This window comes from Micromonospora sp. WMMD735 (assembly GCF_049178995.1).
Lineage (GTDB): Bacteria > Actinomycetota > Actinomycetes > Mycobacteriales > Micromonosporaceae > Micromonospora > Micromonospora wenchangensis.
The window spans coordinates 7,095,861-7,107,419 of sequence record NZ_JBMHMJ010000002.1 but is presented as its reverse complement, the minus strand read 5'-3'; the positions used below and the strand labels follow the sequence as shown (position 1 = coordinate 7,107,419).

The 11,559-nt window shown below is 74.7% G+C and carries 10 protein-coding genes; 2 read left to right on the top strand and 8 right to left on the bottom strand.

The window, feature by feature from the left end; translation table 11 throughout:
- Positions 1–131 precede the first annotated feature (131 nt).
- The 3 genes from ACN268_RS31040 to ACN268_RS31030 all read right to left on the bottom strand — a co-directional run bounded on the left by ACN268_RS31040 (position 132) and on the right by ACN268_RS31030 (position 3,177).
- Positions 132–896, bottom strand: a complete 765-nt coding sequence (locus ACN268_RS31040) for an ABC transporter permease (protein WP_145918663.1) — start codon at positions 894–896, stop codon at positions 132–134.
- A 25-nt stretch (positions 897–921) separates the two neighbouring features.
- Positions 922–1,902, bottom strand: coding sequence for an ATP-binding cassette domain-containing protein (locus ACN268_RS31035; RefSeq protein WP_421486576.1), 981 nt, complete (start codon positions 1,900–1,902; stop codon positions 922–924).
- A gap of 93 nt (positions 1,903–1,995) precedes the next feature.
- The gene (locus ACN268_RS31030) at positions 1,996–3,177 is read right to left on the bottom strand and encodes a glycosyltransferase (protein WP_421486575.1); all 1,182 of its coding nucleotides are present in this window, start codon (positions 3,175–3,177) and stop codon (positions 1,996–1,998) included.
- 168 nt (positions 3,178–3,345) lie between these two features.
- Between ACN268_RS31030 and ACN268_RS31025 the strand changes: the two genes are divergently transcribed.
- Positions 3,346–4,290 carry a 3-oxoacyl-[acyl-carrier-protein] synthase III C-terminal domain-containing protein gene (locus ACN268_RS31025; protein WP_421486574.1) on the top strand — a complete coding sequence of 315 codons (945 nt, stop codon included), beginning with the start codon at positions 3,346–3,348 and terminating at the stop codon, positions 4,288–4,290.
- Between the two features lie 81 nt (positions 4,291–4,371).
- A complete protein-coding gene (locus ACN268_RS31020) occupies positions 4,372–5,283 on the top strand; it encodes a 2-hydroxy-acid oxidase (RefSeq protein ID WP_421486573.1) in 912 nt (303 codons plus the stop codon).
- An 85-nt stretch (positions 5,284–5,368) separates the two neighbouring features.
- Here the strand turns inward: ACN268_RS31020 and ACN268_RS31015 are convergent, their stop codons facing one another.
- The 5 genes from ACN268_RS31015 to ACN268_RS30995 are packed head-to-tail and all read right to left on the bottom strand — an operon-like array spanning position 5,369 to position 11,422.
- Entirely contained in the window at positions 5,369–6,394 is a 1,026-nt protein-coding gene (locus tag ACN268_RS31015; protein ID WP_421486572.1) for a histidinol-phosphate transaminase, read from the bottom strand.
- A gap of 6 nt (positions 6,395–6,400) precedes the next feature.
- A complete protein-coding gene (locus ACN268_RS31010) occupies positions 6,401–7,675 on the bottom strand; it encodes an FAD-dependent oxidoreductase (protein WP_421486571.1) in 1,275 nt (424 codons plus the stop codon).
- A complete protein-coding gene (locus ACN268_RS31005; protein ID WP_421486570.1) occupies positions 7,672–9,372 on the bottom strand; it encodes a prenyltransferase/squalene oxidase repeat-containing protein in 1,701 nt (566 codons plus the stop codon). The genes ACN268_RS31010 and ACN268_RS31005 overlap by 4 nt, the downstream gene beginning before the upstream one ends.
- Entirely contained in the window at positions 9,369–10,406 is a 1,038-nt protein-coding gene (locus tag ACN268_RS31000; protein WP_421486569.1) for a UbiA family prenyltransferase, read from the bottom strand. Before ACN268_RS31000 ends, ACN268_RS31005 begins: the two co-directional genes overlap by 4 nt.
- Complete coding sequence (locus ACN268_RS30995) at positions 10,403–11,422, bottom strand: polyprenyl synthetase family protein (RefSeq protein ID WP_421486568.1); 1,020 nt, start codon at positions 11,420–11,422, stop codon at positions 10,403–10,405. Before ACN268_RS30995 ends, ACN268_RS31000 begins: the two co-directional genes overlap by 4 nt.
- Positions 11,423–11,559 lie beyond the last annotated feature (137 nt).

Sequence of the window (11,559 nt, the reverse complement as noted above, 5' to 3'; positions counted from 1 at the left end):
GGCACGCTCACGGTCACCGCACCCCGGCGCAGCAGCCGATCTGGGACACGCTCAGGCTAGATCGCCGATCACCTGCGGACAATGGTCAACATCAATCCTGGTCACACCGGCCCGGCCGCCGGCGGTCCGGCTCAGGAGACCTCGCGGTTGAACAGGTGCGACGACCAGACCAGGCTGATCGCGGCCAGCACGATCATGATGAGGGCGCCCTGCCAGACCACGGGCTCGGTGAGCTGCCCGTTGAACAACGCCCGCATGCCGTTGGTGGCCCAGGAGAACGGGTTCCAGACCGCGACCTGCTGGATCCACAGTGGTGCCAGCACCAGCGGGATGAGCACCCCGGCGAGCAGCGAGATCGGCTGGCCGACGGTGTTGACCAGCACGCCGAGGCTGTTCTCGTTGCGTACCAGCAGGGCGATGTCATACGAGATCGAGGTGCTCAGCAGCACCATCACCGACAGCAGCGCGTACGAGATGAGCAGGTTGCCCAGGTGCACCCGCAACCCGAACGGCAACGCCACGATCGTGATGATCACCGCCTGCACCACGTTCAGGCAGACGTGCATCAGGGCCCGGCCCAGCAGCAGGCCGGTACGGCTCACCGGGGTCACCCGGCACCTGTCGATGATGCCGGCGCGCAGCGCGCTGAGCAGCCCGTACCCGGCGAACAGGCCACCGAACAGGCCCATCGCCACGAACAGGCCGGGCACGTAGATGCGGTAGGCGTCGGCGTACGAGGAGGCACCCCGGTCGACCATCACCACCTTGAGGAAAGGGGCGAACAGGATGAGGTAGGTGACCGGCTGGGCCAGGCTGAACGCCACCATCACCGGGTTGCGCACCATCAGACCGACCTCCTGTTGGAAGATCAGCCAGGTGTCGCGGACCAGTTTCACTGCGGCTCCTCTCGTACCGGCCGGGTCACTCCTGGAGGGAGCGGCCGGTCTTGGCCAGGAAGACGTCGTCGAGGCTGGGCCGGCGGGCCTCGATCGCCCCGGGTTCGATCCCCCGTGTCAGCAGGGTGCGCATGATCTGCGGGATCGCCGTCGCGGCGCTGTCCACATAGAGCCGCAGGGTGCCGTCGACCGCCTCCGACGAGTGCACGTACGGCTGCTCGGCCAGCAGTTTCGTGGCGATCGGCAGGTCGGCGTCGGCCGGGCCGTCGGTCACGTCGGCGCGGGTCAGGTCGATCGCGACCACGTCGCCGGAGATCTCCCGCTTGAGATCCGACGGGGTGCCCTCGGCGACGATCCGACCGTCGTCGATGATGGACAGCCTGTCGCACAGGGTGTCGGCCTCGTCGAGGTAGTGGGTGGTGAGGAAGACCGTCATGCCCTCCGCGCGCAGCCGCCGGACCTCCTGCCACATCCGTACCCGGCTGGGTGGGTCCAGCCCGGCGGTCGGTTCGTCGAGGAAGATGACCTGCGGAGAGTGGATCACCCCGAGCGCCACGTCGAGCCGCCGACGCTGCCCCCCGGAGTACGTCCTGATCCGCCGGTCGGCGAAGTCGTCGAGCTGGAACGCCCCGATCGCCGCCTCGGCCCGGCGCTGCGCCTCGGCCTTGCCGAAGCCGTACAGCCGGGCCTGGAGCACCAGGTCCCGGCGGGCGGTCGAGTCGTCGTAGGTGCCGCTGGCCTGGGCCACGAAACCGATCTGCCGGCGCACCTGGGCCGGGGCCCGCAGCAGGTCGACGCCCGCGATCGACGCCCGGCCCCCGTCGGGGCGGATCAGCGTGGCCAGCATCCGCATGGTGGTGGACTTGCCCGCGCCGTTGGGGCCGAGGAACCCGACGATCTCGCCCCGCTCCACGGCGAAGTCCACCCCCCGCACCGCCTCGACGGTGCCGGCGTTGCGGCCACGGCCGACCCGGTAGGACTTGCGCAGGCCGGTGGCCTCGATCATCGAGCCTCCTCGGACGGGGACGACGCCGGGCCACGGGGTGCCGACCCACGGGGTGTCGACGGTGGACGGCGACACCCCTGCGGGTGCGTCAGGTCAGGCTAGTGTGGCCGTACCCGAAGGACAATGGTCGATGGGCCGGGCCGCCAGGGCGGCGAGGTGCCGGGCGGCGGCGGTCGCGCCACCGGCGGCGGCGAACGACTCGCCCACCCGGCGGGCCGCCGCCCGGTAGCCCGGATCGTCGAGGACGGCGGTGAGCGCGGCGGTGAGGTCCGCCGGGGTCGCCGAGGCGAACGCGACCTCGATTCCGGCGCCCGCCTCGGTCACCTGACGGGCCACCGTCGGGTGGTCGTGCCGGATCGGCGCGACGACCACCGGCACGCCGTGCGCCAACGCCTCGGTGACGGTGCCCAGCCCGCCGTGCGACACCACCGCGTCCAGCCGGGGCATCAGCTCCAGCACCGGCACCCGGGGGGCGGCCAGCACGTGCGCGGGCGGGTCGGGCAGCACGTCGGGCGAGGCGGTCACCACCACCTGCACCCGGTCGGCCAGGGCCGCCGTCGCCGCCATCATCCGCTGGTAGAAGTCCCGGGCCAGGTGCTCGGCCATCGTCCCGACGGTGACCAGCAGGTGGCGGCGGGAAGGGTCCCAGGTGGCCCAGTCGAAGGCCGGCGCGTCGGGGCGGTGACCCAGGGCCGGGCCGGTCAGCACGCACCGCGCCGGCAGCGGCGTCGCACCGGTCAGCGCCGTGCTGGTCAGCCCGAGCACCAGGTACGGCGAGAACCGCAGGTCGATCGCGTCGTCGACGGGCAGGTCGGTCATCGCCCAGACCCTGGCCAGTTGCGCGCGCACGTAGTCGGTGAACCCGGGCAGGTCCGGCGGGGTGAGTTCCAGCGCGCCCACGCAGAAGGTCGCCCACGGCACCCCGTGCCGGTGCGCGGCCAACGCGCCGGCCAGTGCGTACTGGTCGACGACGACGACGTCCGGCCGGTGCTCGGCGACCGCCCGGTCCACGGCGTCCCGGATGAACCGGTTGACCGGCAGCACGTGCCCCTCCCAGAGGCTGCGCACGGACGCCATGCCGGTCTCGCCGTCGAGGCGGAAGTACCGCTTACCGGTCGGGTAGAGCGTCGCGTCGGGGCCGATCAGCGGACGCAGGTCGGTGCGGGGGCCGCACCACGCCACCTCGTGCCCGGCGGCCCGCAGCGCCTGGCCGATGGCGAGCGGGGCGTTGAGGTGCGACGCCACCGGCAGGACGACGAACAGGAAGCGGGCCACGTCGATATTCTGGCACGCGTTGACAGCGACGGACGCCGCTGATGGGATTCCTGCCGTGGCGGTCGACGAGCAACGTTCCCGGGTCCGACCGTCCACTGTGCCCTCCGGCGGTGGGGCACGTCCCGGCCCGGTCGCCGGCCGTCCCCGGTCGACTCCGGCGCCGGCGGCATGACGGCGCTCGACGCGGTCGCGGTCCACCTGCCGCCGCACCGCGTCCCGATCGAGAGCCTGGCCGGCCCGCTGGAGTTGACCGAGATGCAGGTCCGGCTGTTCCGCCGCTTCCACGGTCTCGACCAGGTCCGCCGCGATCCCGACCGGCCCCTGGCCGACCTGCTCCGGCACGCCGCCACCGGGCTCACCGCCCTGCGCGGGCAGGAACACCGGGTCCGGTTCGTGCTGTACGGGCGGGCGTTCCCCGTCGTCGTGCCGTACCCGGTCAACCCGTTGCACGACGTGTGTCGCGCGCTGGGGCTCGGCCACGCGGTCGCCTTCACCCTGACCCAGCAGTCCTGTGCCAGCGCGCTGCTCGCCATCGAGATGGCCGGTCGGCTGCTGGCCGCCGAGCCGGGGCCGCACGCGCCGGGCGAGGGACCGTTGGCGCTGGTGCTCACCGCCGAGAAGGCGTTCACCCGGGACGCCCAGTTCATCCCGGAGACCTCCGTGTTCAGCGAGGGGGCGTCGGCGTGCCTGGTCAGCCTCGACGGTCCCCGCGACCGGCTGCTCGGCTACGCGTGCCGGCAGCGGGGCGAGTTCGACGTCGCCGGTGGCGCGTCCGGCGCGCAGTTCCAGCGCGAGTACCGGCCGGCGCTGGCGGACGTGATCGGCCGGGCCCTCGCGGTGGCCGGGGTTACCCTCGACGACATCCGGCTGATCCTGCCGCACAACGTCAACGTGGTGACCTGGCAGCGGTTGAGCCGGCTGATCGGGTTCCCCCGCGACCGGGTGCTGCTGGACAACGTCCGGGAGACCGGCCACGTGTTCTGCGCGGACGCGTTCACCAACTACCTGACCGCCCGCGACCGCGGCCTGCTGAACCCAGGTGACCGTTACCTGGTCGCGGCGGTCGGGGCCGGCGAGGGCGCGACCTTCGCCGCGATGGTCTTCGCCCACTGAGACCGCGATGGTGTCTTCGCCCACCGGGACCGCGCGCCGGCCGGACACCGGGGAACCGGACACCGGGGAAGGAGCACCGCGATGGCGGTCCCGTCGACCGACCTGCACCTGATCCGGGCCGCCCGGCGGGTCTTCACCGGGCCGGCCACGCTGCTGGACGATCCGGACCAGCGGGCCCGGTCCGCCCGCTACCTGGCCGACCTGACCCACCCGTACGGGCTGGAACTGCCCGACGGCCCGGGGCAGGACGCGCTGGGCCGGTCCCACGCGGAGATGGCCGAGGCGCTGATCGGGGCGCTCGTGCCGCCGGAGGAACCGGTCGACCTGCTCGTGCTGGCGTTCGCCCGGCACGACGTGCTGCCCGGCCGGGCCACCGCCACCTACCTGAGCCACCTCTGCCCGGGGACGCCGCTCTCCTTCGCCGTCTGCGACCAGGGGCCGGCGGCGGTCGTCAGCGGTCTCCGGCTCGCCCACGCGTACGCGTCCCCGGGCGACCGCACGACGGCCCTGTTGATCGCCGTCGACCAGGCCGTGCTTCCCTACCGCACGCCGCCGCCCGCCCCGGCCCGGCAGCAGGCCGTCGCCATGCTGTACCGCACCGCCCCGGCGGCCGGGGCGGTGCCGGAGCACACCGGCGACGTGGTGCGCGCCCCGGCCCGGATGACGGCGCTCCGCCAGCATCCGGACGTGGCGGCCGGCGACGTCGCCGCGCTGGCCGGGTCCGAACTGGCCGCGCTGTCGGCGGGCCGGCCCGACGCCCGGGTGGTGCTCGGCGTCGACCTCGCGGCGGCCTGGCCGGCGCACCCGACCGACGGGGTGACCGTCGCCCCGCCGGGACAACCGGTCACCGGACCGTGGTGGACCCTGCTCGACGTGCTCGCCGCCGACCCGGACCGGTCCCGGCCGGTGCTGACCGCCGACTACGACCCCGACCTGCGCTACCTCTGCCTGACCGGCTGGGAGCCCACCCCGGCCGACATCCGGCCCCGCTGACCGGGCCCCGCCGACCCGTCAGGCACCGGCGACCCGTCGATCACCGGCCCCTGCGATCACCGGCCCGTCGATCGCCGCCGACCCGTCAGTCGCCGGCGGCCAGGATGGTCCGGGCGACGGCGCACAGCCGCTCGTTCGCCTCGTCGGTGCCGACGGTGATCCGGACCCCCGCGCCGGGCAGCGCCATCACCAGGATGCCGGCGTCGCGGGCCCGCTCGGCGAACGGCGCCGCCCGCTCCCCCAGCGGCAGCCAGACGAAGTTCGCCTCGCTGGGGGCCACGATGAGGCCGATTTCGCGCAGCCCGTCGGTCAGCCGGGTCCGTGCGGACGCCAGGTCGGCGCAGCGCCGGGTCAGCTCGGGGGTGACCGCCTCGTCGAGGCTCGCCACCGCCGCCGCCTGGGCCAGGCTGTTCGGGAAGAACACCGCGCCCACCATGCCGGCCAGCGGCGTCACCCGGGGTGGCACCACCGCGTAGCCGACGCGCAGCGCGGCCAGCCCGTACGCCTTGGAGAAGGTGCGCAGGACGCAGACGTTGTCGTGGGCACGGAACAGGTCCATCCCGTCGGGCACCTGCGGGTCGGTGACGAACTCCCGGTACGCCTCGTCGATGATCACCGGCACGTCGGCCGGGATCCGGGCCAGGAACGCCTCGATCTCGTCGCGGTGCAGCACCGCCCCGGTCGGGTTGTTCGGGTTGCACAGCAGCACGCAGCGGGTCTGGTCGGTCACGGCGGCGGCCATCGCCGGCAGGTCGTGGCGGTAGCCGTCCATCGGCACCGGCACGCCCCGGGCCCCGACGTTGCGGATGATCAGCGGGTAGCCCTCGAAGGACAGCGCCGGGTGCACCACCTCAGGGCGCGGCCCGAGCGCCTGGACGAGGTGCTGGCACAGCCCGGCCGAACCGGGCCCGACGAGGATCGACTCCGGTCCCACGCCCAACCGCGCGGACAGCGCGCCCCGCAGCGCGGCGGCGGTCCGGTCCGGGTACCGCTGGAGGGCGGCGGCCCCGTCCTCGACGATCCGCCTGATGCTCGGCAACGGCGGGTACGGCGTCTCGTTCATCGACAGGTCGGCCGGCGGCTGGGTGCCGACGGGGGTGGCAGTGGTCATCGTCGCTCACTTCGTCGCGGGGCCGGCGGGAACGGGTTGCTGGGCGTGCCGGTCGGTGAGCAGCCCGAGCTGGTACATCCGGTCGACCAGGGACAGCGGTCGGACGTTCGTGCCGGACAGGTTGCCGGCGGTGAGCCCGAGCAGCCGGGGGTTGGCCGCGGTGCGCCGCATCATCCGCGCCCCGAGCAGCCGGGGCAGCCCCGACACGCTGGTGATCATGCGGGCGGCGTTGTGGCTGACCGTGGCGACGTGGTCGAGCTGGGGCCGGCGGGCGGTGTCGTAGTCGCGCAGCGCCCGGTCCACGGCCGCGTCGTCCAGGCCGCCCCCACCGGTGGCGAGGCCGGCGGCGAGGGTCTCGGCATCGGCGAGGGAGCTGTTCACGCCCTGCGCCGCCATCGGGTGCACCGCGTGGGCGGCCTCCCCGAGCAGGGCGAGGCCGGGCACGGTCAACCGTGCCGCCCGTAGCCGGTAGACGGCGAGGAGCTGCCGCCGGTGCAGGTTCGCCCGCAGGGCCGCACCCAGCGGCCGGACGGCCGGCACCCCGGCGAGCAGCCGGTCGCACCAGTCGGCCAGGTCGGCGGCGCTGCGGCCGCGGAACTCGTCCGGGGTCACCTGGACGTAGACCCGGCACCGCCCGCCGGGCAGCGGGTAGACCAGGCACAGGCCCCGCTCGGTGCGGTAGGCCGACACTTCGTCGGCCACCTGGACCCCGGGCACGTCGAAGGCGACCAGGCCGTGCGGGTACTCCCGCCGCTCGACGTCGATGCCGACGGCCTTGCGCAGCGGCGAGGACATGCCGTCGGCGGCGACCACCAGGGCCGCCCGGATCTCCTGCTCGCCGTCGCCGTCGCTGACCCGGACCCCGGTGACCCGGCCGTCGGCGGCGCGCAGCGGGCCGGTGACCCGCTGCCCCCACCGGATCTCGACGCCGGCGGGTAGCCCGTCGGCGAGCACGGCACGCAGGTCGCCGTAGTCGGCGCAGAGGATCTGCCGGTACCCACCGGGCAGGGTGCCGTAGTCGAGGGCGAGCAGCGGACGGCCCTGCGGGTCGCGGATGGCCAGCCGGTCGACCGGGCACGCGCCGGTGGCCCGCAGGGCGTCCAGCACGCCCCAGCCGTCCAGGATGCGTACCGTCTCGGGTTGCAGGATCTCGCCCTTGGCGATCGACGCGGGGGTGCGTTGCCGGTCGAGCACCAGCACCCGCAGCCCCCGCGCGCCCAGCGCGCGGGCGGCGGCCAGGCCGCCCGCCCCGGCACCGACCACGACGACGTCGGCGCTCATCGGGCGACCGCACCGGGGGTGACGCCCGCCCGGCCGGCGACGGTACGCCGGTACTCACCGAGCGCCCGCAGCGCGACCGCCTGGGTGATCACCGCGTTGGGGTAGCGCAGGTGGTGGCGGATGTAGTTGCAGACCCGGGTGGCCGGCCAGCCACCGTCGGGGCCGGCGGCGGCGAGCAGCCAGGAGACCCCCCGGTCGACCGCGTCGGTGGCCTCCGGGTCACCGCTTGCCAGCAGGCCCTGCACGGCCCAGCCGGTCTCCTCGACCGACCCGGCGCTGCCGTCGCCCGGCCCCCACGACCCGTCGGGCAGTTGGGTGTCGCGCAGCCAGCGCACCGCCCGCCGGACCACGTCGTGCCGGGCGTGGCCGACCCGGGACAGCGCCGCCACCACCACCGCCGTGCCGGAGGTGTGGTCGCGGTACCAGAGGTTCTCGTAGCTGCCGTCGGGGCGCGCGGCGGTCAGCAGCCAGGCCGCCCCGGCGGCGATCGCCGGGTGGTCGTCGGGGTGCCCCGCGTCGTGCAGGGCGTGCAGCGCCTGGCTGGTGATGGCGGGGCAGGGGCCGTCGTTGGCGAGCTTGGTGTCGCGTACCCACAGGCTCCACGAGCCCCTGCTGTCCTGCCGGCCGACGAGCCAGTCCAGGCCGCCGCGCAGCACCGGGTCGGCGTCGGCGTCGGGAAAGCCGGCGAGCGCCGACAGGATCTCGGCGGACTCCAGCGTCACCGGCCAGCCGCCCACGTTGGAGTAGCTCCACCCGCCCGGGGGCACGTCCAGCACCGTGAACGCGGTCGGCTTCCGGGTGGCGTGGAAGAACTCGCGGGTGGGACGCAGCCGGGGGTCGGCGGCGTACCCGGCGGCGATCAGCCCGGTCACCGCGTACCCGGAGCGGGTCAGGTCGAGGTTGGCCACCGCGTCCCAGGCGCCGTCGGGACGCACCGCGCGGCGCAGCCAGCCCACCACGGCGGCGGCGATGTCGGGGGCCTCGCCTGCGCGGGCCAGGCCGAGCAGCACCAGGGCGGCGGGCCACGGGTCCTCGCTCAACGCGCCGGTGCGGCCCTCGTGGTCGTAGATCGCGCGCAACAGCCGCAGCGCCGCCGGACGGGCCCGCCGCAGGGTGGCCCGGCGCAACCGGCCGGTGGGCAGCAGGTCGGCCTGCATCAGGGCCAACCCGATGAACGGCGCGGTACGGAACGACAGGCGCTGGCGGCGGACCCGGTCGAACAGGACGATCTCCAGCGGCAGCCGGCGCAGCGGACCCGCCTCGGCGGTCAGCCCGGCCATGGTGAGCAGTTGCCGGCAGAGCAGTGAGATGGCCGGGTCGGTGACCGTGTCGACGCCGCCCATCGCGGCCAGCCGGGCGCGGCCGGCGGTGATCGCCTCGGCGCTGGCCCCGGGTGCGGTCAGGGCCAGCGCGGCGACCGCGACAGCGGTGGCGACGACCTCGCTGTCGGCCCCCACCACGCCGCCCCAGCCGCCGTCGTCGTGCTGTTGCCGACGCAGCCATGAGGTGCCGGCGTCGACCAGGTCGGCGCTGCCCACCGGGTCGGCGGCGTGCAGGGCGGCCACCGTGCCGGCGGTGCCGAGCACCGAGGCCGGCGGGTCGTCGCCGAACACCCCGTCGGGGCGCTGCCGGCGCAGCAGCGCCTCCGCGCCGCGGGTGATGGCCCGGTCGAGGGCCTCGGTGGGCACAGCGGTCATGACACGTCCTCCATGGCGGCTCGACGGGGGGTGGCCAGCGCCAGCACGGGTCGGCCGGTGCCGAGTTCGTGCCCGGCGCGCATCATCCGCTGCGCCCACCAGGTCAGGGCGACCATCGGCACCGCCAGCAGCAGTTGCGGGCCGATCCCGAGCCCCAGCCCGACCAGGGCCGAGGCCAGCACCACCCGCTCGACCACCAGGACGGCGTGCGCCCGCAACGCCACCAGCACGGGCATGTCGGCCCGGTGCGCGACGAGCGGGGCCAGGGCGACGCCCCCCAGCGCCACCACGACGGCCAGCGTCGCCAGGTAGCCTGCCCGCCGGTCCGGGTCGGCCAGCAGCCCGGCGACCAGCGCGGCGGTGACGGTGCCGGCGTAGAGGGCCAGCACCGTACGCACCGCGAACGGCGCACCCCGGCGGACCGGCAGGGTGCGGTAGCCGCCGGCCCGGTCACCGTCCATGTCGCGCAGTGCACCGACCAGGTTGGACATGGTGTCGTGGGCCCAGAACGCGAGCATCGAGGCGAGCAGCACCGGCACCGCCGACGGTCGCTGCGGGGACAGCCCGACGGTCAGCGTGCCGTAGAGCAGCGCGATCGCGCCGAGCGCGCCCCGGACCAGGTTGCCGGCGATGCCGCGCGCCTTGCACCAGCGGCTGTAGGCGACGATGCCGAACCCGGCGAGCACGGCCGCCGACATGGTGCCCCAGCCGCCGAGCACCGCCAGCAACGCGAGGACGGCGAAGCAGGCGCAGCCGCACCACAGCGCCGTACGGGCGGCCAGCCGGCCCGACGGGATCGGCCGGTGCGGCTTGCTGCCGGCGTCGAGGTCCCGGTCGAAGTAGTCGCCGAGGTAGTGGCCGCCGAGCCAGCCGGCGGTCGGGGCGGCCCAGGCCGACAGCAGCAGCCAGGGGTGGTGCGGCCCGTCGGCCAGGGCCGCACCGGCGAGGCCGACCAGCCCGACGTACCACAGGGTGTACGGCCGCCAGGTCTCGACGTGGGCCCGCAGCGCCCGTACCGTGCCGGCGGCGCTCACGCCGTCTCGCTCGTCATCCAGTGCGCGATGCCGGCGAGCACGGTGGCGCTGGGAGACGGGGCGAGCCCGGCCAGCTCGGCCAGTGCCCGCTCGGCGTGCTCCACCATCCGCCGGCGGGCGCTGCGTACCGCGTCGACCTCGGCGAGCAGGCCGGCGACCCACTCGACGTCCCCGGGGCCGGCCCCGCGCCGGTGCAGCACCGCCATCAGTTCCACCCGGCCGGCGTCGGTGGCGGCGTCGTAGGCGAGCAGCAGCGGCAGGGTGGGCCGGCCGTTGTTGAGGTCGCTGGTGGCCGGTTTACCGGTCTGTTCGGGGGTGGCCACGTAGGACAGCAGGTCGTCGCGGATCTGGAAGGCGACGCCGAGGTGCTCGCCGTAGCGGGCCAGTGCGGCGGCGACCTGCGGTTCGGCACCGCCGAGCAGCGCGCCGACGTGGCAGACGGCGCGGAACAGCGCGCCGGTCTTGAGTCGGATCATCTCGGCGTAGCTACGGGCGCCCTCGTCGAGGTCGCCGACGAGCTGCGTTTCGAGCATCTGCCCCCGGCACAGGTCCCGGCCGGCCTCGGCCAGGGCCGCGACGGCGGCGGCGACGTGCCCGGCCGGCACGGCGGCTCCCGACTCCACAATGGACTGGAAGGCCGTGAAGATGAGGTGGTCGCCCACCACGATGGCGTTGGGGATGCCGAAGGCGACAGGCACCGCCGGGCGACCCCGACGCAGCGTGTCGGCGTCGATGATGTCGTCGTGCACGAGCGTCGCGACGTGCAGGTACTCCATCCCCAGCGCGGCCGGCAGGACGTCGGCCGGCGAACCGCCCACCGCCTCCGCCGCGTGCAGCGTCATCATCGGACGGAGCAGTTTGCCCGCCGGCAGAAGGGCGTAGCGGGCGATGCCGACCAACGGGTCGGTCGACTCCGGCCACCGGCGTCCGAGTTCCGCGTGCAGCAGCCGCCCCGATTCACTGCGGGCAAGGTCGTCGATGAAGGGCGGATATCGCGTGAAACCAGTAACCGTCATAGCGTGTCGACCCTTTCGCAAAGGCTCGGCCCAGCCGGCACGCGAGACGTTACCTGCCGGTCCGTCCATGAACAACCTTCGGAAAACTGCGCAGGCTATGGAGAAACACGAATGTCACGAACCTATTCACCGGCAAA

What these genes read in the sequence shown, in the direction of transcription:
- ACN268_RS31020 (WP_421486573.1), top strand. Translation starts at nt 4,372, where the DNA reads ATGGCGGTCCCGTCGACCGACCTGCACCTGATCCGGGCCGCCCGGCGG.
- ACN268_RS31015 (WP_421486572.1), bottom strand. Translation starts at nt 6,394, where the DNA reads ATGACCACTGCCACCCCCGTCGGCACCCAGCCGCCGGCCGACCTGTCG.
- ACN268_RS31005 (WP_421486570.1), bottom strand. Translation starts at nt 9,372, where the DNA reads ATGACCGCTGTGCCCACCGAGGCCCTCGACCGGGCCATCACCCGCGGC.
- ACN268_RS31035 (WP_421486576.1), bottom strand. Translation starts at nt 1,902, where the DNA reads ATGATCGAGGCCACCGGCCTGCGCAAGTCCTACCGGGTCGGCCGTGGC.
- ACN268_RS31010 (WP_421486571.1), bottom strand. Translation starts at nt 7,675, where the DNA reads ATGAGCGCCGACGTCGTCGTGGTCGGTGCCGGGGCGGGCGGCCTGGCC.
- ACN268_RS31025 (WP_421486574.1), top strand. Translation starts at nt 3,346, where the DNA reads ATGACGGCGCTCGACGCGGTCGCGGTCCACCTGCCGCCGCACCGCGTC.
- ACN268_RS30995 (WP_421486568.1), bottom strand. Translation starts at nt 11,422, where the DNA reads ATGACGGTTACTGGTTTCACGCGATATCCGCCCTTCATCGACGACCTT.